At 72.4% G+C, this 20824-nt stretch carries 23 protein-coding genes and 1 pseudogene; 13 read left to right on the top strand and 11 right to left on the bottom strand.

Annotated elements, in window-relative coordinates; genetic code table 11:
• Nucleotides 1–5: 5 nt before the first annotated feature.
• Nucleotides 6–467, bottom strand: coding sequence for a MarR family winged helix-turn-helix transcriptional regulator (locus DFJ66_RS10995; protein WP_121220444.1), 462 nt, complete (start codon nucleotides 465–467; stop codon nucleotides 6–8).
• Between the two features lie 96 nt (nucleotides 468–563).
• Here DFJ66_RS10995 and wrbA point away from each other — a divergent pair, with 96 nt between their 5' ends.
• Together wrbA and DFJ66_RS44960 are read left to right on the top strand one after the other, a co-directional pair.
• Entirely contained in the window at nucleotides 564–1187 is a 624-nt protein-coding gene (gene wrbA / locus DFJ66_RS10990; RefSeq protein ID WP_246029691.1) for an NAD(P)H:quinone oxidoreductase, read from the top strand.
• Nucleotides 1184–1315 carry a hypothetical protein gene (locus DFJ66_RS44960; RefSeq protein ID WP_281276607.1) on the top strand — a complete coding sequence of 44 codons (132 nt, stop codon included), beginning with the start codon at nucleotides 1184–1186 and terminating at the stop codon, nucleotides 1313–1315. The genes wrbA and DFJ66_RS44960 overlap by 4 nt, the downstream gene beginning before the upstream one ends.
• On the opposite strand, the gene DFJ66_RS10985 is transcribed toward DFJ66_RS44960, so the two are convergent.
• The 3 genes from DFJ66_RS10985 to DFJ66_RS10980 are packed head-to-tail and all read right to left on the bottom strand — an operon-like array spanning nucleotide 1308 to nucleotide 3225.
• Entirely contained in the window at nucleotides 1308–2492 is a 1185-nt protein-coding gene (locus DFJ66_RS10985) for a cation:proton antiporter domain-containing protein (protein ID WP_121220441.1), read from the bottom strand. The two genes, DFJ66_RS44960 and DFJ66_RS10985, sit on opposite strands and share 8 nt — an antisense overlap.
• Nucleotides 2489–2677, bottom strand: a complete 189-nt coding sequence (locus DFJ66_RS42120) for a hypothetical protein (RefSeq protein ID WP_147459202.1) — start codon at nucleotides 2675–2677, stop codon at nucleotides 2489–2491. The genes DFJ66_RS10985 and DFJ66_RS42120 overlap by 4 nt, the downstream gene beginning before the upstream one ends.
• Before the next feature lie 2 nt (nucleotides 2678–2679).
• Nucleotides 2680–3225: a response regulator transcription factor gene (locus tag DFJ66_RS10980; protein ID WP_121220440.1), complete on the bottom strand. Its 546-nt coding sequence runs from the start codon at nucleotides 3223–3225 to the stop codon at nucleotides 2680–2682.
• 322 nt (nucleotides 3226–3547) lie between these two features.
• Here DFJ66_RS10980 and DFJ66_RS10975 point away from each other — a divergent pair, with 322 nt between their 5' ends.
• Nucleotides 3548–4846 (top strand): MATE family efflux transporter, encoded by a 1299-nt coding sequence (locus DFJ66_RS10975; protein ID WP_121220439.1) that lies wholly within the window; start codon nucleotides 3548–3550, stop codon nucleotides 4844–4846.
• Here DFJ66_RS10975 and DFJ66_RS10970 read toward each other — a convergent pair.
• Entirely contained in the window at nucleotides 4836–5729 is an 894-nt protein-coding gene (locus tag DFJ66_RS10970; RefSeq protein ID WP_121231011.1) for an NAD-dependent epimerase/dehydratase family protein, read from the bottom strand. The genes DFJ66_RS10975 and DFJ66_RS10970 overlap by 11 nt on opposite strands.
• Nucleotides 5730–5766: 37 nt before the next feature.
• Between DFJ66_RS10970 and DFJ66_RS10965 the strand changes: the two genes are divergently transcribed.
• Nucleotides 5767–6573, top strand: a complete 807-nt coding sequence (locus tag DFJ66_RS10965) for an ATP-grasp domain-containing protein (protein ID WP_246029690.1) — start codon at nucleotides 5767–5769, stop codon at nucleotides 6571–6573.
• On the opposite strand, the gene DFJ66_RS10960 is transcribed toward DFJ66_RS10965, so the two are convergent.
• Nucleotides 6560–7183 (bottom strand): response regulator, encoded by a 624-nt coding sequence (locus DFJ66_RS10960; RefSeq protein WP_121220438.1) that lies wholly within the window; start codon nucleotides 7181–7183, stop codon nucleotides 6560–6562. The two genes, DFJ66_RS10965 and DFJ66_RS10960, sit on opposite strands and share 14 nt — an antisense overlap.
• The gene (locus DFJ66_RS10955) at nucleotides 7180–8277 is read right to left on the bottom strand and encodes a sensor histidine kinase (RefSeq protein WP_121220437.1); all 1098 of its coding nucleotides are present in this window, start codon (nucleotides 8275–8277) and stop codon (nucleotides 7180–7182) included. The genes DFJ66_RS10960 and DFJ66_RS10955 overlap by 4 nt, the downstream gene beginning before the upstream one ends.
• Before the next feature lie 173 nt (nucleotides 8278–8450).
• On the opposite strand from DFJ66_RS10955, the gene DFJ66_RS10950 reads away from it, so the two are divergent.
• The 9 genes from DFJ66_RS10950 (at nucleotide 8451) to DFJ66_RS10910 (ending at nucleotide 15858) form a co-directional block, all read left to right on the top strand.
• On the top strand, nucleotides 8451–9458 hold the full coding sequence (locus tag DFJ66_RS10950) for an ABC transporter permease (RefSeq protein ID WP_121220436.1): 1008 nt from the start codon (nucleotides 8451–8453) through the stop codon (nucleotides 9456–9458).
• On the top strand, nucleotides 9455–10162 hold the full coding sequence (locus DFJ66_RS10945; RefSeq protein WP_121220434.1) for an ABC transporter ATP-binding protein: 708 nt from the start codon (nucleotides 9455–9457) through the stop codon (nucleotides 10160–10162). Before DFJ66_RS10950 ends, DFJ66_RS10945 begins: the two co-directional genes overlap by 4 nt.
• A gap of 11 nt (nucleotides 10163–10173) precedes the next feature.
• Complete coding sequence (locus DFJ66_RS10940; RefSeq protein WP_121220432.1) at nucleotides 10174–10584, top strand: VOC family protein; 411 nt, start codon at nucleotides 10174–10176, stop codon at nucleotides 10582–10584.
• Between the two features lie 46 nt (nucleotides 10585–10630).
• Entirely contained in the window at nucleotides 10631–11260 is a 630-nt protein-coding gene (locus DFJ66_RS10935) for a nucleotidyltransferase domain-containing protein (protein WP_211351071.1), read from the top strand.
• A complete protein-coding gene (locus DFJ66_RS10930; protein WP_121220428.1) occupies nucleotides 11257–12018 on the top strand; it encodes a nucleotidyltransferase domain-containing protein in 762 nt (253 codons plus the stop codon). The genes DFJ66_RS10935 and DFJ66_RS10930 overlap by 4 nt, the downstream gene beginning before the upstream one ends.
• Before the next feature lie 95 nt (nucleotides 12019–12113).
• Complete coding sequence (locus DFJ66_RS10925) at nucleotides 12114–13106, top strand: efflux RND transporter periplasmic adaptor subunit (protein WP_246029689.1); 993 nt, start codon at nucleotides 12114–12116, stop codon at nucleotides 13104–13106.
• On the top strand, nucleotides 13103–13828 hold the full coding sequence (locus tag DFJ66_RS10920; RefSeq protein ID WP_121220425.1) for an ABC transporter ATP-binding protein: 726 nt from the start codon (nucleotides 13103–13105) through the stop codon (nucleotides 13826–13828). The genes DFJ66_RS10925 and DFJ66_RS10920 overlap by 4 nt, the downstream gene beginning before the upstream one ends.
• Complete coding sequence (locus DFJ66_RS10915; RefSeq protein WP_246029688.1) at nucleotides 13825–15129, top strand: ABC transporter permease; 1305 nt, start codon at nucleotides 13825–13827, stop codon at nucleotides 15127–15129. The genes DFJ66_RS10920 and DFJ66_RS10915 overlap by 4 nt, the downstream gene beginning before the upstream one ends.
• A 6-nt stretch (nucleotides 15130–15135) precedes the next feature.
• Complete coding sequence (locus DFJ66_RS10910; RefSeq protein ID WP_397556357.1) at nucleotides 15136–15858, top strand: APH(3') family aminoglycoside O-phosphotransferase; 723 nt, start codon at nucleotides 15136–15138, stop codon at nucleotides 15856–15858.
• Between the two features lie 7 nt (nucleotides 15859–15865).
• On the opposite strand, the gene DFJ66_RS10905 is transcribed toward DFJ66_RS10910, so the two are convergent.
• The 4 genes and pseudogenes from DFJ66_RS10905 to DFJ66_RS45415 all read right to left on the bottom strand — a co-directional run.
• Nucleotides 15866–17506 (bottom strand): FAD-dependent oxidoreductase, encoded by a 1641-nt coding sequence (locus DFJ66_RS10905; RefSeq protein ID WP_121220421.1) that lies wholly within the window; start codon nucleotides 17504–17506, stop codon nucleotides 15866–15868.
• A gap of 108 nt (nucleotides 17507–17614) precedes the next feature.
• Nucleotides 17615–18229: a pentapeptide repeat-containing protein gene (locus DFJ66_RS10900; RefSeq protein ID WP_121220419.1), complete on the bottom strand. Its 615-nt coding sequence runs from the start codon at nucleotides 18227–18229 to the stop codon at nucleotides 17615–17617.
• A 717-nt stretch (nucleotides 18230–18946) separates the two neighbouring features.
• Complete coding sequence (locus tag DFJ66_RS10895; protein WP_246029687.1) at nucleotides 18947–19990, bottom strand: hypothetical protein; 1044 nt, start codon at nucleotides 19988–19990, stop codon at nucleotides 18947–18949.
• Between the two features lie 345 nt (nucleotides 19991–20335).
• Nucleotides 20336–20767, bottom strand: a pseudogene (locus tag DFJ66_RS45415) (phosphotransferase); the annotation flags it as partial.
• Between the last annotated feature and the right edge of the window lie 57 nt (nucleotides 20768–20824).

Genomic DNA, 20824 nt, shown 5'->3' with positions numbered 1-20824 from the left:
CCAACCTATCCGCGGGGACGCCAGGCCCGTTGGCGGTCGGTCAGCTCCGCGTACATGCGCTTGAAGTCCGCGTACCGCTGCGCGCCGAACGCCTCCGCGTGCCGGGCGTCCATCGCGGCCATGATCGCGTCGGACTCGGCCATGTGGTCGAGCCCCTTCTCCGTCGGCACGACCAGCTTGGCCCGCCGGTCGGTGGGGTCGGGGAGGCGCCGGACGTAGCCGAGGGCTTCCAGCTCGTCCAGCAGCTTGCCGATGACCTGCTTGTGCTGGCCGGAGTGCCGGGCGAGGTCGGTGGCGCGGGTGCCCTCGGCGTCCAGGTAGGCCATCACCGCGCCGTGCTGGGGGCGCAGGTCGGGGTGCCCGCGCTCGGCCAGCGTGGTGAACAGCTCCTCCTGCACGGCGAACAGCAGCCGGCTGGTGAGCACGCCGAGGTCGGGGTCGGTCCGCTTCCGCTCGCTGCGGCGCACGTCTCCTCCAGTGGTCCACAGAAGTGATAGTCACCATATTTGACTATCTCTACAGGTGACTATACCGTGATCGTCGGAAGTGATCACCGGACACCCTTGGGGGACGTAGTGAACAGCCAGGTCAAGGTCGCGATCGTGTACTACTCCGCCACCGGCAGCGTGGCGGCGATCGCGCAGGAGATGGCGGACGCCGCCGAGAAGCTCGGCGCGGAGGTGCGGCTGCGCAAGGTCGCCGAGCTCGCGCCGCGCGCGGTGGTGGAGGCCAAGCCGGAGTGGAAGGCCAACGCCGAGGCCACCGCCGACATCCCGGAAGCCACCGCGGACGACCTCGTGTGGGCCGACGCGGTGATCATGGGGTCGCCGACCCGGTTCGGCAACATCGCCTCGCAGCTCAAGCAGTTCCTGGACACCCTCGGCGGCGTGTGGCAGCAGGGCCTGCTGGCGGACAAGGTCTACAGCGGCTTCACCTCGACCGGCACGCTGCACGGCGGCCAGGAGTCGACGATCCTCGCGCTGACCCACACCTTCCACCACTTCGGCGGCATCGTCGTGGCCCCCGGCTACACCCACCCGCACAAGTTCGTGGACGGCAACCCCTACGGCACCGCCCACCACGACGGCGGCGGCACCCTGGCGGTCGACGAGACCACCCGCGAGTCGGCCCGGGTGCAGGCGGAACGGGTCGTCAAGTTCGCGCGGGCCATCAGCGCCGCGGCGTGAGCCCGTCCAGGACGTGGGCGAGCAGCCGGTCCACCGCGCTCCCGGACCGCCCGCTCGCCCACGCCGGCCCGGTGGCCGGCGTGAGCACCGTCGAGCGGGAACTGGACCTGCCCGCCGGGATCAGTTGACCGGTTCCGGCACCGGGGTGCGTTTGCGCAGGTAGACGAGCTTGAGCAGCGGTCCGGTCATCATCGTGGTGACGACGGCCATCAGCACGAGCTGCGAGTAGAGGTCGGGGCCCAGCAGCCCCAGTTCCAGCCCGATGCCCAGCATCACCAGCTCGGTCAGGCCGCGGGTGTTCATCAGCGTGCCCAGCGCCACCGACTGCCGCCAGCCGACGCCGGCCAGCCGCGCGCCCAGCACCGCGCCGGTGAACTTGCCGCCCACGGCCACCGCCATGATCAGCGCGAACCCGACCCAGCCCACGGCGAGCCCGGACAGGTCCACCTTCAGCCCGGCCACCACGAAGTACACCGGCAGCAGCAGCACCCGGCCGACCTGCTCGACCGGGCTCGTCACCGCCGCCCGCAGCTCCGGGTCGCGCGGCATGACCAGGCCGAACAGGAACGCGCCGAAGATGAAGTGCAGCCCCATCCACTCCGCCAGCGCGCTCCACACCAGCAGCCCGACCAGCACGGCGGCGAACAGGTCCCGGGTGCGGCTCAGCTTGGCCAGCACCGGCCGCACGACCAGGAAGCTCACCGCCACCAGCGGCACGGCCAGCAGCAGCCGCCACTGGTCCGGCGAGCCCGCGCCCAGGGTCGCGATGGCCACCGCCAGCATCGACCACGCCACCAGGTCACCCGCGGCGGCGCTGCCCAGCGCGAGCGCGCCCAGGCGGGTGCCGCCGAGCCGGAAGTCGGTGATGATCCGCGCCAGCACGGGGAACGCAGTGACCGCCATCGCCGTGCCGAGGTAGAGCACGAAACCGACGCGGTCGTCGGCCATCGTCAGCGCCAGCAGGACGCCGAGCACGAACGGCACCAGCATCGACCCGGCGGCCACCGACGCCACCGCTGTGGCCCGCCCGCGCAACAGCTCCCGGTCGAACTCCAGCCCGACCAGGAACATGAAGAACACCAGGCCCACGTTGGCCAGCGACCCGAGCATGGGCCGGATGTCCGCCGGGAACACGACGTCCGCGATCGCGCCGCCGAACAGCGTCGGCCCGACCAGCACTCCCGCGACGATCTCGCCGACCACGGCCGGCTGCGCGAGCCGCCTGGCCAGCGCACCCATGAGCCGGGCCAGGGTCACGATCACGGCCAGCGCGATGAGCAGGAGGACCACTTGGTGCGAGGTCACCGGACACCGACCTCCACCCGGGTCGGCCGCAACCCGACCACCAGGCCCACTACCAGCCCGACCACGGCCAACTGCGCCACCGCCACCCCGGCCACCGCGACCACGGCAGCCACCAGCATCCGCTCCCCGGACCGGCCGTCACCACGCCGGCCGTCCCCATGCCGGCTGTCACTGCTGTGCCGCACCGCTAGGGCCTCCGCGCCTGCGTGGGCAGCTCGCCGACGCTGATCAGGCCCGTCTCGTAGGCGTAGGCGACCGCGCTGGCCCGGTTGGGCAGCCGCAGCTTGCGCAGCAGGTTCTGCACGTGGAACTTCACCGTGCTCTCGGTCAGCGACAGCTCGCGCGCCATCTCGGAGTTGGTCTGGCCGCTGACCAGCAGCCGCAGCACGTCGGTCTCCCGCGGGGTGATCTGCTCGGGCGGCTCGACCGGGTCGGCCGGTTCGGCGCGGGCGGAGAAGGCGTACCCGGCGGCCAGCATCCGGATCGCGCTGAGGAACTCGTCCGGCCCGGCGGCCGGTCGCAGCACCCCCACGCGCGGCGCGGCGGGCAGCACGGCCCGGTCGTCCACGACGAGCACGGCGGTCCGGTCGGAGGTCCGGCAGTCCAGGAACCGCCGGGCGGCCACCGGCGGTCGCGGCACGTCCGCCAGCGCGCCGATCACGACCACGTCCGGCTCCTCGGCGGCGTGCCGGGCGAGCCCCTCGTAGGTGTCGACCTGGTGCACCACCTCCATTCCGGCGGTGTCGTCCAGGATTTTCCGCAGCCCGATCCGGAAAAGCGTTCGGTGTTCCGCAATGACTAATCGCGTCGTTTTCGCCAAGAACGCGTTCTGCACTGGTACAGGCCCCCAACCTGGTCCTCGTGTCGCCCGTCCACCGTGTCTGTCCGCTGTGGACTGATTCCCCCAAGGCCCGATCAATGTTTCCCGCGATCCACGATCAAATCAACCGGCCCGCCGAGATTGGGCCGAACGGGTGGAGCGCGCGTCCAGCCGTTCCCCAGTGGCGTGCGACCCCGGCGCGGGATGATCCGTCCGGACGACTCGGGGGGTTGCTGTGCGATACCGGCGGATCGCGGCGCTGGCCGTGCCGATGGCCTTGCAGACGGCGTTGATGCTCGTCGGCCAGGTGGTCGTGGTCGCCTTGATCGGGCGGATGGGTGGCGGTGCGCTGTACGTGCAGGCCCTGTACGCCCCGGCCGAGTTCCTGCTGGTGGCCGTGGTGAACGGGTTCGCCGTGGCGTTGCAGGTGGCTACCGCGCGGCGGGTCGGAGCGGGGGAACCGGGCGCGGTGGCCGGGTACTACGGCGGGCTGCTGGCGCTGGGCGTCGCGACCTACGCGGTGCTGGCGGCGGCGTTGATCGCGTCGGCGGGGGCGTTGGGCGGGCTGGTGGACGTGGCGCCGGCCGAGGCGGAGCGGTTCCGGTCGTTCCTGGTGGCGATGGTGCTGGTCGGGTCCTTCCGGCTCGGCGGCGAGCTGTGCTCGGCCGTGCTGCGCGGGGTCGGGCGGGGTGCGTCGGCGTTCGGGCTGACGCTGACCTACGTGGTGCTGACGACCGTCGGGGTGGCGGTGTTCGCCTCGGGGTTGGCGGGGGTGCCGGTGGTGGCCGGGGTCGCGGGCGCGGTGGAGTTGGCCGCGGGGTTGTGGCTGGTCACGCGGGCCGGGCTGGTGACGTGGGCCGGGGTGCGGAAGTGGCCGGAAGACGTGGTGCGGCTGGCGGCGGGCGTGGGGTTGCCGGTGGCCGCCACCTACGTCCTGCTGTTCGTGGTGAACCTGCTGCTGGTGCGGATCGTCGCGATCGACGGTCCGGCGGCGGTGGCCGGCTTCAACGCCGGGTACACCCTCCAGACCGCCGTGCTGGTGCCCGCCATCGGGTTCGGGTCGGCGATCGCGGTGCTGGTCAACCAGGGCGTGGCCGGCGGCGACCGGTCGGTCGCGGCGGCGGCGTTCCGGCGCGGGATGGTGCTCGCGACCGCCGGGTACGCGGTGGTGACGGTGGTGTTCGTGCTCTACGGGGTGCCGTTGGCGGACCTGATGGCGGCGGACCCGGCGGTCGTGGCGGAGGTCCGGGACTTCCTCGCGATCATGGGACCGACGTTCGGCTGCAACGGGCTGGTGCTGGTCGCGTTGACCGTGGTGCAGCAGGTCGGGCGCGGCGGTGCGGCGGTCGGGTTGAACCTCGCCTACTTCGTGCTGGTGATCGTGATCGGGTGGCTCGCGGTCGCCGACTCGGGGGACGCGCGCGGCCTGGTGGTGACGATGGCCGTCATGGGGTACGCGAGCGCCGTCGTGGGGTTGCCGGCGTCGGTGTGGTTGGTGCGCAAGGTGATCCGGCCCGCGCTGGTCACCGTGTGAAGGTCTCGCCCAACGCCCCCTCGATCGCACCCGGGGTGCCTTCACCGAGGAACAGTTCGCGCAGCAGCAGGTCCGGCAGGTGCGCCGGGTCCAGCCCGGACTCCTTGCCCTGCAACGCGTGCACGACTCCGGTGAGCCGCAAAGCGGCTTTGACGACACCGGCCGGGAGGCTCCGGACCCGCCGGGGGTGACCGGTGGCGTCCGCGATGCGCCCGAACATCTCCCGCCAGGTGAGGTTCTCGTCGCCGACCGGGATGTCCTCGCCGGACCGGTCCTCCAACGCCCGCACCGCCACCTCCGCGACCCGCCGGGCGGTGGTCGCCGCACTCCCGCCGGGCGGCGCGACCAACGGCGACCGCGACGTGACCCACTTCTCCAGCGGCTCGGCCCAGTTGGGCAGCCGGTCACCCGCGCGCCCGAACACGAACGGCAGCTCCAGCACGGCCACCGGCAGGTCCGCGCCGGCGGCCTCACGGGCGGCCCGCGCCTGCTCGACCCGGCTGCGGATGTAGGGGTGCAGCGCTGCCAGCCGCCACTCGGGGTGGGTGCGGTGGAAGTGCGTGTAGTACGACCCCAGCACAACGGCCCTGGTGAGGCCGTGGTCACGCGCGGCACCCAGGAGCCGGGCGACCGGTTCGACGTTGCCCGCGTGGAAGGTGGGGTAGGCGGGTTTGCGAGGGATGTTCCGATCATCCACACCGGCTGCGAACACCACCCCGTCGTGGCCTTCGAGCGGGGGCGTGTCCTTCGTGGCGTCCAACGCGTGGTCGACGTCCGGGCCGGGCGTGCGCGCGACGGTGGTCGCCTGGTGCCCCCGTTCGTGGAGAACCGCCACGATGTGTCGCCCGACCAGACCGCTTGCGCCCACCACGACGATCCTCATTGGGACATCATGTCGTGCCCATGCTTCGCTATGGCGCGTGGACGGGCGTTTTCCGCAGACCGGTCTGCGGCACTTCGTGACCCAGGTCGAGCAGGCGTGCGCGGAGCACGGTGCCAAGGTGCGCTGGCACTCGGACCACTGGCTGGCCGAGGTGGTCTCCGACGACCGCCGCTTCCTGGTGATCGGCCAGGTCTTCCCGCTCAACACGGCGTCGTCGGCGCAGGTCGCGACCGACAAGGTGGCCACGGCGACCCTGCTGGCCGACCGGGGCGTGGCCGCCGTGCCCCACCACCTGCTGCGCTTCGCCACCGACCACGACCCCGTGGCCCTCACCCGACGCCTGGTGGGCCTGCCCGCCGTGCTCAAGCCGCACCGGGAGAGCAGCGGCGTGGACGTGCTGCGGGCGCGGGACGAAGCCGAGGCGCGGGAGGGCCTGTCGTACCTGGCGGGCCGGTACCGGGCCATCGCGGTGTCGCCGCTGCTGCCCATCGAGGACGAGTTCCGGCTGGTCGTGCTGGACGGCGAGGTGCTGCTGGCGTACCGGAAGGCGATCGCGGCGGGGGAGTGGCGGCACAACCTCAAGTTCGGCGCCCGGCCGGAGCTGGACGTGCGGCCGGACCGGGCCGGGGTGCTGGAGGAGATGGCCCTGGCCGCGATGCGGGCGCTGGAACTGCGGTTCGCCAGCGTGGACATCGCCTGGGTGGACGGCCGGCCGTCGGTGCTGGAGATCAACAGCGGGGTGTCGCTGGAGCACTTCAGCCAGGCCGGACCACGCCACCGCGACCTGGCGGCCGACGTCTACCGGGCCGCGATCCGGGCGTGCCTGGACGTCACGGGCGGATGAGGCCGCGTTCCCGGGCCGCCGCGACCGCCGCCGTGCGGTTGTCCACGCCGAGCTTGGCGTAGACGTGCACCAGGTGGGACTTCACGGTCGCCTGGCTCAGGAACAGCCGCTTGCTGATCTGCTGGTTCGACAACCCCGCCGCCACCAGCTCCAGCACCTCCGCCTCCCGCAGGCTCAACGCCGCCCCCGGCGACCGCAACCGCCCCAGCAACCGCTGCGCCACCGCCGGGGCCAGCGCCGACCGGCCCGCCGCCGCGTCCCGCACGGCCGCCGCGAGGTCCGCCGGGTCGGCGTCCTTGAGCAGGTACCCGGTCGCCCCGGCCTCGATCGCCGCCAGGATGTCCGCGTCGGTGTCGTAGGTGGTCAGCACGAGCACCCGCGGGCCACCCGCCCGGGCGGTGATCGCCGACGTGGCCCCGGCCCCGGTCAACCCCGGCCCGAAGCGCAGGTCCATCAGCACGACGTCCGGTGCGAGCTCGCGGGCCAGCTCCACCGCGCGCTCCCCGGTGGCCGCCTCACCGACGACCTCGAAGTCCGGTTCCGCCGCCAGCACCGCCCGCAGCCCCGACCGCACGATCGGGTGGTCGTCGGCGATCAGCAGCCGGATCACGGCTCGGTCCTCGGGAAGCTGACCGCCAGGGCCGTGCCCTGCCCCGGCGCGGACTCCACCACCAGCGAACCGCCCAGTTCCGCCACCCGCGCCCGCATCGCCACCAGCCCGAACCCGCCGCTCGCGGTCACGGCGTCCGGGTCGAAGCCGACACCGTCGTCCAGGACGTCCAGCGTCACCCGGTCGTCCATGTAGCTCAGGGTGAGGTCCGCGTGCCCGGCCCGCGCGTGCCGCACGGCGTTCGCGACCGCCGACTGGGCGACCCTCAACAGTGCGACTTCGTGCGCGGTGGGCAACGGCACCGGCGTGCCGTCCACGTGCAGGGTCGTGGGCAGCTCGGCGGTGCCCTCGCACAGTCGTCGCAGGGCCGCCGGGAGGGACTTGCCCGCCAGGTCGGGCGGGGTGAGGGCGTGCACGAACCGGCGGGCCTCGGCCAGGTTGTCCTGGGCCGTCGCACGGGCCTGCTCGACGTGCCCGGCCGCGGTGACCGGGTCGTCCGGCAAGGAGCGGGACGCCGCGCGCAGCAGCAGTTGGATGCTGGACAGGCCCTGCGCCAGGGTGTCGTGGATCTCCCGCGCCAACCGCTCCCGCTCACCGAGCACCCCGCGCTCCCGTTCCGCCGCCGCCAGCGACGCCCGGGTCGCCTCCAACTGGTCGATGAGCTGCCGCCGCCGCTCGCTCTCCCGGTACAGCGCCTGGTAGCCGAGCACGCCCGCGACGGTCACCACCGCGCCCAGCGTCGGCCCGACCACCGCCGCCACCGTGAACCCGCCCCGGTGCCACGCGAACCCCGCGACGGCCACCGCGGTCGTCCCCGCGACCGCCAGCAGGCCCGGGACACGCGGCAGCAGGTGCGCCTGGAGCAGGAACAGCGGGAACGCCAGCCACACCCCGTCCGGGCTCGCCACCAGCACGCCCACCCACGCGGCGGTCACCAGCAGCAGCCACCAGCGCGGCGGCACGACCACCCCGAGCGCGTAGACGAGAGCGAACCCGCCCGCGGCGACCGCGCCGCCCCGGAACACCACCACGGCCAGCAGCACGGCCACGAGCACGTGCACCGGCCACGGTCGGGCGAAGCGGTGGGTCGTCACGAGCGTTCGACACTACGTCCCCGCCCACCTGGCATCAACCAATGGCGCATCAATCGAAAGGTTGACTTCCGGCTCCGCACTTCGGTGCCCGCCAAGCGATCTCGGGCGCGATGTCCACAGCGGACGGCTCGACGACCCTGGGTGGTGTCGTGTTGGTGCGAGAGAGGTCCGCTGTGTTCGTCGCGTGGAGAGATCTGCGGTTCGCCCGAGGGCGGTTCGCGTTGATGGGTGCCGTCGTGGTGTTGATGACCATGCTGGTGACGTTGTTGTCCGGGTTGACGGCGGGGTTGGCGCGGGAGAGCACGTTCGCCGTGGCCGATCTGCCTGCGGACCACATCGTCTTCGCCGGGGACACCTTCGCCGAGTCCGCGATCACCCCCGACGTCCGCGACCGGTGGGGCCGCGTCCCGGGCGTGGAGTCGGTGCAGGCGTTGGGGATCTCCACCGGCAAGGCCACCGCGGGCACCCGCACGGCGGTGGTGTCGGTGTTCGGCGTCGAACCAGGCGGTCCTGTCCCTTCAGCCCCCGAAGGACACGCCGTGCTGTCCACCGGCGCCGCCGAAGAACTGGGTGTCACCACCGGTCAGACGGTCGTGCTCAACGGGCGCAGCCTCGAAGTGGCCGGCGTGTCCGGGGACGCCTCCTACAGCCACCTGCCGGTCGTGTGGACGGGTCCGACGCCCGACACGACCGTCCTGGCGATCACCACCAAGGCCGCCGACCTCGACACCGCCGACCGCGACCTCGGCACCCGCACGGTCACCCGCGCCGACGCCCTGTCCGCCATCGGCTCCTACACCTCGGAGAACGGGTCGCTCCAGCTCATGCGCGGGATGTTGTTCGCCATCTCCGCGCTGGTCATCGGCGCGTTCTTCACCGTGTGGACGATCCAGCGCAGCCCGGACATCGCGGTGCTCAAGGCGTTGGGCGCGACCACCGGCCTCCTCCTGCGCGACGCCCTCGGCCAGGCCCTGGTCCTGCTGGTGGCGGGCACCGCGCTGGGCGCGGGCCTGGCCGCCGGGTTGGGGGCGTGGGCCGCGACCGCCGTGCCGTTCGTGCTGGACGCCTCGCTGGCCCTGCCCGCCGTCGTGATGACCGTGCTCGGGCTCCTCGGCGCGGCCCTGGCCGTCCGCCGCATCACCTCCGTCGACCCCCTCACCGCCCTGGGGAGCACCCGATGAGCCTGTCCCTGACCGACGTCACCCTCACCTACCCCGACGGCGACGGCCGCCTGACCGCGCTGGACGGGGTGAGCCTGGCGGTCGACGCCGGCACCACCACGGCGGTCGTCGGCCCCTCCGGTTCGGGCAAGTCCAGCCTGCTCGCCGTCGCCGCCACGCTGGTCACGCCCGACTCGGGCCGGGTCGTCGTGGCCGGCGTGGACACGGCCGACCTCGGCCGCGAGCAGCGGACCGCGTTGCGCCGCACCCGGATCGGGATCGTCTTCCAGCAGCCGAACCTGATCCCGTCGCTGACCGCCGCCGAGCAGGTCGAGCTGATGGGCCGCCTCGCGGGCGTGCGGACCAGGCCTCGCGACCTGCTCGCCGCCGTGGGCCTGGCCGACCACGCCCACCGCCGCCCGCACCAGCTGTCCGGCGGCCAGCGGCAACGCGTGAACATCGCCCGCGCGCTGGCCCACGACCCGGCCGTGCTGCTGGTCGACGAACCCACCAGCGCCCTCGACCACGAGCGCGGCGCGGAGGTGTTCGCGCTGCTCAGGCGGCTGACCGACGAGCGCGGCACGGCCACCGTGGTGGTCACCCACGACACCACCCACCTCGACCGCGCGGACCGGGTGGTCGAGGTGGTGGACGGGAGGTTGCGGCCCGGTGCGTCCGGTAGCGCGACACCCGCCGCCTTGTCAGGATGTGGCCCTCGACCCTAGGGAGGGACGTTATGGCCTCACGCCTGAACCCCTACATCAGCTTCGACGGCACCGCCCGCGAGGCGCTGGAGTTCTACAAGGACGTCTTCGGCGGCGACCTGAGGCTGAGCACGTTCGGCGAGTACGCGCCGCCGGACGCGCCCGGCGGCGACAAGATCATGCACGGCCAGCTGGAGACCCCGAGCGGCTTCACGCTGATGGGTGCCGACACGCCGCCCGGTCAGTCCTACAACCCCGGCGACAACATCGCGGTGAGCCTCAGCGGCGACGACGCCGAGGAACTGCGCGGCTACTGGGAGAAGCTGTCGGGGGCCGGGACCGTGGCCGTGCCGCTGGAGAAGCAGATGTGGGGCGACGAGTTCGGCATGTGCGTGGACCGCTTCGGCGTCACGTGGATGGTCAACATCACCGCTGCCGCCTGAGAAAATCGCTCCGGCCCGACCACCACCGTCCGGCACACTGCACCGCGTGCTGGTGTTGTCGGTGGTGGTCGGTTCGCACGCCTACGGGCTCGCGACCTCGCAGTCCGATGTGGACAGGCGAGGGGTGTTCGTCGCGCCCACGCGCGACTTCTGGCGCTTCGACAAGCCGCCCACCAGCTACGAGGGTCCCCGGCCGGAGGAGCTGAACTGGGAGGTCGAGCGGTTCTGCGCGTTGGCGCTCAAGGCGAACCCGACCGTGCTGGAGGTCTTCGCCTCCCCGCACGTCGAGCACGCCACCGCAGTCGGCCGCGAACTGCGCGACCTGCTGCCGCACGTCCTGTCCCGGCAAGCCGTCGACAGCTTCGCGCGCGCCACGACCGCGCAGTTCACCCGGGCGCTGGACCGTCCGAAGTGGAAGCAGCTCATGCACGTCGTGCGGCAACTGCTGGTGTGCCGGGACCTGGTGCGCACGGGGGTGTTGTCGATCGACGCGACCCCGCACCGCGACCGGCTCATGGCGGTCCGGCGCGGGGAGGTTCCGTTGGCGGAAGTCGGCGAGTGGGTGGACCGGCTGCGCGCCGACATCGCGGCGGCTGAGGGTCCGCTGCCGGAGCGACCCGACCGGGACGCCGTCGAGTCGTGGTTGGTGTCGGTGCGCGAGAGGGGGTTGGCGTGAGCTACGAGGTGCCCGACCTGGCGGACGTGGTCGCCGAACAGCCCAAGCCGCTGCTGTTCGCGACCGTGTCCGGCGCACACCTGTACGGGTTCCCGTCCCGGGACTCCGACGTCGACCTGCGCGGTGTGCACGTGCTGCCGGTGGAGGAGGTCGTGGGGTTGCGGCACGGGCCGGAGACGCTGGAGCGCATGTGGGTGCGTGACGGCGTCGAACTGGACCTGGTCACCCACGACGTGCTCAAGTTCTGCCGACTCCTGCTGCGCCCCAACGGTTACGTGCTGGAGCAACTGCTGTCGCCGCTGGTCGCGCACACCACGCCGGCCCACCGGCGGCTGTGCGAGATCGCCCCGCGCTGCCTGACCCGGTGGCACGCCCGCCACTACCGGGGCTTCGCGCGCAACCAGTGGCGGCTGTTCGAGCGCAGCGGCGAGCTCAAGCCGTTGCTCTACACGTTCCGCGCGCTGCTGACCGGTGTCCACCTGATGCGGGCCGGCGAGGTGCTGGCGAACCTGCCGCGGCTGGTCGAGATCCACGACGGTCCCGCGTACCTGCCGGACCTCGTGGCGGCGAAGGCGGTGGGCGAGCACCGCGCGCTGGAGGGAGTGCCCGGTCGACCGGACCCGGCGCGGGTCGCCGCCGACGTCGAGCACTGGCACGCCGTCCTGGCGGAGGCCCACGAGCGCACCGCGCTCCCGGCGGCGCCGACCGCCGAGCCCGAGTTGGACCACCTGGTACTCGACCTGCGCCTGCCCCGCTGAGCTGGGGATCCGCACCGGATGCAACCCGGTGCGGGTCTCCGGCGTCTTGTCGGTAGTTTGGGGAAAACCGACATGGGATCGCTTGGGGGCAACCGTTGTCGAAACAAGCGCAGCTCAGTGCTGCCGTCCTGGCGTGCGCGCTGGTCGCGACCGCGTGCACCTCCAGCGGTCCTGGGGCCGCCACACCCGACCTGGCGCCACGCGGCACGACCCTGACGACGGCCAAGCCGACCCGGCAGGACCTGACCAACAAGGTCAGCCTCACCGGCAAGGTCGCGATGAACCCGGTCTTCGGCATCACCGCGCCGGTCGCGGGCCAGATCCGGTACCTGGAGGTGGCTCCCGCCACGGCGACCCCGACCCGGCCCACGCGCGTGGCCACGGTGTGGGCCGACGGCTCCCCGAACCACGTCGAGGTACCCGCCGGCTCGACGTTCGGCGGCCGCCTGGTGGACGACCGCGCCACCGTCACCGCCGGGATGCCCGTGGCGTCGGCGAAGTACGCCGGTTACGGCATCGTCGCCGACATCAACGGCGAGCAGGCGTACCAGATCGCCGACGCGGCCACCGGCACCATCCAGGCGCAGATCAAGAACGGCCCCGGCCCGTTCCCGTGCGCCCTGCTCGGCACCATCGCGGCCCTGCCCGCCGGCACCGTGCCCGCGCCGACCCCGCCCCAGCAGGAGGAGGAGACCCCGGAGACGACGGGCCGCCGGACCCTGCCGCAGCAAACGCCGCAGCAACAAAGCGGTTCCTCCGACCCGACCGGCCTGCGCCTGGTCTGCACCGCGCCCGACGACGTGAAGCTGATCAACGGCGCGTCGGCGGTCCTGGAAGTCGTCACCGCCAGCGCCCAGAACGCCTTGGTGGTGCCGGTCGAGGCGGTCGCCGGCGGCCAGGGCAAGGGCAAGGTCGACGTCCTCGGCCCGGACGGCGCGCGGACCACGAAGGACGTCGTGCTCGGGCTGACCGACGGCAAGGTCGTGGAGATCAAGGAGGGCCTGACGGGCGAGGAAACCCTCGCCGTCCCCGGCCCGGACCTCCCGCCGGCGCAGCAGCAGGGCCGACCCGAAGGCGGGTCCAAGTGACCGGACCCGCCCGAACCCCGCTCATCCAGCTCACCGGCGTCACCAAAACCCTGAAGGGCCAGCAGGAGCCGCGCACCATCCTCGCCGGCGTGGACCTCACCGTCCACAGTGGAGAGTCGATCGCCATCCTCGGCCGTTCCGGCTCCGGCAAGTCCACCCTGCTCAGCGTCATCGGCCTGTTCGACCGCCCCGACGACGGCCGCTACCTCCTCGGCGACCGCGACATCACGCGGCTGCCCGAGCGCAAGGCCGCGAGCCTGCGCAGTGCCGAGTTCGGGTTCGTGTTCCAGCGCTTCTTCCTGCTCAAGCACCTCACCGCCGCGCAGAACGTGGCCATGGCGCTGGTCAACGGCCAGGGCTGGCTGTCGCGCCGCAAGCGCCGGGCCAAGGTGCTGGCCGCGCTGGACCGGGTCGGCATCGCCCACCTCGCCAAGCACAAGCCGCCGCGCCTGTCCGGCGGCGAGCAGCAACGGGTCGCGATCGCCCGCGCCCTGGTCCGCGAACCCCGCGTCCTGCTCGCCGACGAACCGACCGGAGCGCTGGACACCGAGACCGGCAACCTGGTCGTCGAGGTCCTGCGCGCGACCACCGACCAGGGCTGCGGCCTGGTGCTGGTCACCCACGACCGCGACCACGCCGCCAAGATGAGCCGCGTGCTGCGCCTGGCCGACGGCGTGCTCAACCCGGCCGACAGCCGACCCGGCGAGCGGGTGGTCGCGTGATCGGGCTGTCCGGGCGCCTGCGGTCGGCGCTGATCATCGGTGGCCAGGGCATCCGCGCCCGCAAGCTGCGCACGTTCCTGTCCATGGTGAGCCTGTTCATGGGCGTGCTCGCGGTGGTCGCGGTGCAGGCCGGCGCGGAGATCGCCAACCGCGCCATGCTGGCCGACGTCGAGCTGAACATGGGCAAGGACGGCACCCGCCAGCTGTACCTGCCGCCCGACGCCGACGTGGACACCGTGCTGGAGGTCGTGCGCGGCCGGTCCGACGCGGTCGCCCTGACCAGCGCGCAGGCGATCATCGGCGAACCGGGCGTCAAACCGGTCAACGAGGGCGGCGGCCCGGTGGACGAACCCGGCGGCTACGGCCCGCGCCTGGCGTGCGACCAGAACGGCTGCCGCGAGCTGTCCGACGGCAACGAGGACGCGCCCAGCGGCCAGGCGGTCGAGCTGCAACTGGTCGGCCTGACCGGCGACGTCCGCACGTTCAAGCCGTTCCGCACGACCTCCGGGCAGTGGCTGGACTTCGGCGGCGACCCGTCCCTGGCGCCCCGCCTGGTGCTCAACGCCAAGGCGGCCAAGGCGTTCGAGCGCTACCGGGTGCCCGCCGAGATGCGGCTGACCGGCGGGACCACCAACGCCACCCCGCGCTTCATCGGCGTGGTCGAGGACGGCGGCTACCAGCCCACCGCCTACGTCCGGTCCGACGAGCTGGCCAACTGGCTGCCGACCAGCGGCCTGAGCGACGGGCGCAGCGGTCCGGGCATCCAGGTCCTGATGTCGCCGTCCGCCTCCGACGTGGAGCACGCCCTGCGCGCCCGCCTGGTCGCCGGCGGCACGCCCGCCGACCAGATCCACGTCAACACGGTCAACACCCTGGAACGCATGTCCACCGAGCTGAAGCTGATGCGCCTGATCTTCCTCGGCATGGCCGCGCTGGTGCTGCTGATCGGCGTCGCGGGCATCCTCAACGTCGGCCTGGCCACGGTCGGCGAGCGGGTCGAGGAGTTCGCGCTGCGGCGGGCCGTGGGCACGCCCCGGTTGCTGCTGGCGGGCATCGTCCTGGCGGAAACCCTGCTCACCGGCCTGCTCACGGCGGCGGCGGCGATCGGCGTGGGGATCGTCGGGCTGCGGGTGGGCGCGTCGGTGTTCGGGTCGCGGTTCCCGTCCCTGGAGGGCGTGGCCTTCCCGTGGCAGGCGGGCGTCGCCGGTGTCGTGGCGGGCCTGGTCGCGGGCGTGCTGGGCGGGTTGGTCCCCGCGCTGCGGGCCGCGCGCATCCCGATCTCGACGGTCATGCGGGCGTAAACCCGGTTGAACCGCCGTGCGAGGCTGGGACGCGTGTGGGAACGCGTGACGATCGGCCAGTCCGGCGCGGCGGTCAGCCGGCGCGCCGGCGTCTACCGGAAGACCTCGGACGTCGAGGACCTGGTGGGCGAGGGCGAGCGCCTGGTGTGGTTGCGCGTGCAGGGGATCCCGGCCGCCGAGGTGCTGGAGTGCGAGCCGGGCCTGCTGGTGACGGCGGAGGTCCCGGGCAGGTCGGCGGCGGAGCCGTGGCCGGACCCGGACCGGATCGTGGACTCCCTCGCCGACTTCACCAGGGCCCTGCACGCCCTGCCGGTCGCGGACTGCCCGTTCGACCGGTCCCTGGCGGTGACCGTGCCGGAAGCCTTGGCCGCGGACCCCGACCTGGACGACCTGGACGACGAACGCGCCGGCTGGACCCGCGACCGGCTCGTGGCGGAGCTGCTCGCCACCCGCCCGGCCGACGAGGACCTGGTGGTGTGCCACGGGGACCTGTCCGTGCCGAACGTCCTGTTCGACCCGGAGACCGGCGACGTGACGGGCGTGGTCGACGCGGGCCGGCTGGGCGTGGCGGACCGGTGGCTGGACCTCGCCATCGCGACCAGATCCCTGGTCGACGAACGCAACTCCCAGTACGGCCCGGACGCGGCGGCCCGCTACCTCGAGCGCTGCGGAACCGAGCCGGACCCCGCGAAAACCGCCTTCTACCGCCTGCTGGACGAGTTCTTCTGACCGCGTCTCACCGCCCGCCCAGCAGCGCTCCACCCGCGGCCAGCCGGGTCGTGTCCAGGTAGCCGGTGCCGTCCTGGTCGAGAACCCGGAACGCGGCCGTCGCGGACTCGGCCGGCGCGCCCAGCGCGGCCAGCAGGCGCTGGAACTCGCCCAAGGTCACCGAGCCGTCCGCGTCGGTGTCCGACAGCAGCAGCACCGCGTCCGCCAGGGGCGCGAAGTCCACCTCCCGCGCCAGGTCCGCGAACACCGCCCGGTCGACCTCCTCCCGCCCGGTGACGCGGGTGAGGGACGTCCAGAACTCCTGGCACGCCGAGTGCACCCGGGCCGCCCGCACGGACTCCGGCGGCTCGTCGAACGCGGCCACCAGGCGGCGGGCGAACGTGGCCAGGTCCTCTTCCCGCAACCACCCGTCGTGGTCGGCGTCCAGCAGGTCGAACGACGACACCTGCTCGGGCACACGCGGCGCGGCGGCGTCCTTCACGTACTCCAGGACCGCCTCACCGGCCACCGCGCCCTGCCCGATCGCGGAGCCGATCCGCTTGACCGTGCCCGACCGCACGTCGCCCGCCGCGAAGACGCCCGGCAGGGTCGTCTCGGTCAGCAACGGGGCCCGTGCCAACGGCCACGCGCCTTCGATCCTGAGCAGGTCGGTGCCGGTGACCAGGAAGCCCCGCGCGTCGGTGACGGCCTGGCCGCCCAGCCAGCCCGTGCACGGGGTCATGCCGATGAGCACGTACAGCGCTGTGCCCGGCCGGACCTCCACGGCACCACCCCGGCGCAGCACGACCTCTGCCAGCCGTCCCTCACCGCGCACGGCCTCGACCGTCGTGCCGGTCAGCACCTCGATCGCCGGCGACTCCGCGATCCGGTTGACGAGGTAGCGCGACATGGGGCTGTCCCCCAGGGAAGGCCCGCGCACCACCAAGGTCACCAGCGTCCCGTGCTCGGCCAGGTGCAGCGCCGCCTGACCGGCCGAGTTGCCCGCGCCCAGCACGAAGGCGTGGTCGTCGGCGGCGATGGTGCTCGCCCCGTGGTAGACGCCCAACCCGGCCAGCTCCGCCGCGCCGGGCACGTCCAGGGTCCGCCACCGCATCCCCGTCGCCACCAGCACCGCCGTGCCGCGGGCGGTGGTGCCGTCGTCGGTGTGCACGGTCCACAGCTCGCCGTCGCGGCGCAGACCGGTGGCCCGTCGCGCCGAGAGCCACCGCACGCCGAACCGCCGGGCCTGGGCCAGGGCGCGGCGGGCCAGGTCCCCGCCGGACAGGCCCGCCGGGAACCCCAGGTAGTTCTCGATGCGGGAGGTCGAGCCGGCCTGGCCGCCGGGGGTGTCGTCCTCGACGACCACCACCCGCAGCCCCTCACACGCCGAGTACACCGCCGCCGAGAGCCCCGCCGGCCCGCCGCCGACCACGACCAGGTCGTGGTCGCCGGGCTCGGCTTCGTCCGTGAGCCCCAACGCGGTGGCCAGCTCGATCAGGCTGGGACCGTTCAGCACCCCACCGCCGGGCAGGTGCACCACGACGGCGTCGGACGCTCCGGGGTCCACCCCCACGTCGAACTGCACCTGGTTGCGCGTCAGGAAGTCCTGGATCGCATGCGCCCGAGCCGACCCCACCCGCGCCACGACCCGCAGCCCCGCTCCGCTCACCGGTGACCTCCCGCCAGCACACCGCCCGACGCTAGCGAGTGATCTTGTCCCGCCAACGCCCCGAGCCGAGTTTCACCCGACCAGGTGGCGGATTCACCCTGCGTGCGTTCAGCCGATCCGAAAGCCGAGCGCGAGCGCGATCGTCACCGCCTGTTCGGGCTCGATGCGTGCCCCGGTCAGGGTGACGGAAGTCGGGTCGACACCGGACAAATCGGCCCCACGCAGATCCGCCCCGCTGAAGTCCGCGCCGTGCAACCAGGCGTCGGACAGGTCCACCTCGGTGAACGCAGCCCCAGCACACTTGGCCCCGCTCAGATCCACGTCGTGCAACCGCACCCCGCTGAACGAGGCCCTCCGCAGATCCGCACCCGGCATCCCGGTGAACGACCAGTCCCCACCACTGACCCGCAACACGTCGAAGCTGCCCCCGTCGAACGTGCTGCCGACCAGCTTGCAGTCGGTGAAGGTGGCGTCGAAGAACTCGCAGCGCACGAAGGTGCAGTTGAGGAACGCGGCCTCGGTGTGCGTGGAGGAGTTGAACTCCACCCCTCGGAACACGCACTCGCGGAACGTCGACCCCCGGTTGAGCAGGTCGGCCATGTCGACGTCCACGAACTCGGTGCGCTCGAAGGTCGCGCCGACCAGCTCGTTCACCGTCCAGTCCCGATCACGCACGACGGTGTGGGTGTGCGGGACCGGAACCCGCCGTCTACGTTCAGCCACCCAGCAACTATCCCAACCCACCGCACCCCACCCCTACCCGCACAGCGCATGCTCTTCGGCGAAGCCGGCAAGCGGCAGTCCACCGGTGAGGACACAACCCAACTTGGGCTTCTTGCTTTTGTCATCTCCGTATGGCCTGCCCGAAGGGCTACCACATTTTCCAGGGGTTGCAGCCGAAAGTTTTGCGAGGAACGAGCAAAAGTTTTAGCGGCAACCCCTGGAAAATGTGGTAGGCTCCGCCAGGCCATACGGAGATGGCAAAAGCAAGAAGCCCCCGCCGTTGCAGTTGAGTCATCTTTGGTGGCCTGCCCGCCGGCGAGGCGCTTTTCGCTTTTAAGAGCTTTGAACCGGAACGCTTCGCTCTCAAGCCGAACGCGCTGCGCGCTCTCAAGATCAAAAGATGAAAAGCGGCGCTCGCCGCGCGGCAGGCCGCCAGCGGGGGGTGAAGGGCGTCGGTTCCCCCGCCGTATGGCCTGGCGGAGCCAACCACACTTTCGGCCGGGTGCCGCTAAATTTTTTGCTCGTCCCTCACAAAAAATTCGGCTGCACCCGACCGAAAGCGTGGTAGCCCTTCGGGCAGGCCATACGGCGGGGGAACCGAGGCCCTCCACCTGTGGTTGAGACCACCACACAACAGCGCGCTGCGCGCGCCGAAAAGCGAAGGGGGTGCCCTGCGTGCGGGAGATCGTGCTGGGCGCTGGAAGAATTGCCGTGTGACTAGCCGGCTGGGGCCAAGGCTCCAGCCGCGAAGAGCACGCCTACCAGCGTCACCACCAGTCCCAGTCCGAATGCGTACTGCCGCACGGTCGTCCGCCCCGGTATCCGGCGCAGCACGACGCCCACCGCCACCAGGGCCGTGACGGCGATCGGGACCAGTGCCCGCCAAGCGTGGTCGAACGACGTCAACGGCAGGAACGTGTCCGCTCCGTACAGCGACAGGATCAACGCCGGCACGCCCAGCCCGGCTGCCGCCGCAGCGGCGATGGTGTTGAACCGTTGTTGTGCCTCGCCGTCCTGGGCCACTGCGAAGGTCGACATGCTGGTGAGCAACGAGTGCAGTCGCCCGGCCTCCTCGGCCAGCTCGGCGTCGATGGCCTCGCAGTGCCGCAGGGCCGCCCGGTGCGTGTCGCCCGGACCTGTGGTGTCGCGGTTGCGGTGGTAGGTCTCCGGATCCCACAGCCATACCCACAGACCGTTCCGGCACGCGTCGCGGGCGTGGTCGCGGGCGCGGCCTGTGGCGATGGACAGTTCGATGATGCCTGCCAGCAATGGGCGTAGGGCTGTGGTGCGTCGTTGTGACAGCAGGTCGGCGATCTGCCGTTCCACCTCGTAGCGGATCCCGCGCAGCCGTGCCAACTCCGCCCGTGAAGCCTCCGCGAACGCCTTGGCCGCTGTCGCCGCGACCGCGCGCGGGTCGCCGGAAACGACGTGCGCCGGTCCGGACAGGGTCGGCACGACATCAAGGTGGTGCGGTTCGTCTTCCTGCCGCCACCCGCCGTTCTCGTGCCAGGTGGCCTGCACGACGACGGTCACCTCCGCCTCGCCGTCCTTGCGCACGGCCACCTCCGTCATCCCGACGACGATCCGCCGGTCGCCCTTCGCGCCCAGCACCCGCAGGTACGGGGCGACCAGCAGGGCCTCCACGTCGAGACCGGCGAAGTACTCCTGGTCCACGGTGTGCTCGCCGGCGGTCCGCACGGTGGCGTGGAAACCGTGGTCGGGCACGGCGGGGGTACCAGCGAGCAGGAGTTCGGACGGCATGCGCCGGATCCTATGTCGATCTTGGCGCGGTCAGGGACGGTTCGCGGGAACCCGGTGGCCCACGACGACCCGGTCCCACAGCTCGCGGTGTGCGGTGATGTGGTCGGCGTCACGCAGGTACAGGTCGGCGTGACCTTCTTCGATGTGGCGGGCGAAGTTCGGGTCGCCGTTCGCGGCGCCGGTGCGCATGAAGTGGACCAGGGCGAGCAGGCGGGGGACCAGGGCGTCCACGACGTCCAGGCGTTCACCGCGGGTGCGGCCGTAGGAGTCGAGGAACAGCCTGGCGCGCGCGGCTTGGTCGGCCGGCTCGTAACCGGCCACAGTGGACAGTCCGGCGAACCGGTAGACGGCGTAGGCCAGGTCCCACGAGCGTGGACCGGGATGGGCGGTGTCGAAGTCGAACACCCCGGTGGTCTCGCCGTCGCGGAACACGCAGTTGTAAGGCGCGAAATCGCCGTGGCACACCACTTCCACCGGCTCCACCGCCGCCAGTTGCCACGGTCGTGACGTCTTGTCCGGTAGGCCGGCCGTGGCGTCGTGGACGCGCCGCAACAGCTTCGCCGCGCTCACCAGCGCCGTCTCCGGACCCCCGTAAGCCCCTCCCGCCTCGCCGGGCAGGAAGTCCAGCACCTCGCGGCCTTCGTCGTCCACGCCGTGCCACCGCGGCACACCACGCACCTGCGCCGCCGCGAGCCCGGCCAGCAGCCACTGCACGGCCTCGCTCCACGCGCGCACCGGTCGCCGCACGGTGCGGCCGATGCGCACGACCGTGGTCATGCCGCCGGAGAGGATCTCGCGGTCCACCCGCCCGACGCTAACCGATGTCCGCCGTCC

Source organism: Saccharothrix variisporea (genome assembly GCF_003634995.1).
Lineage (GTDB): Bacteria > Actinomycetota > Actinomycetes > Mycobacteriales > Pseudonocardiaceae > Actinosynnema > Actinosynnema variisporeum.
Note: the sequence above shows the minus strand (reverse complement) of the source record. Positions and strands in the feature narration are given on the sequence as shown.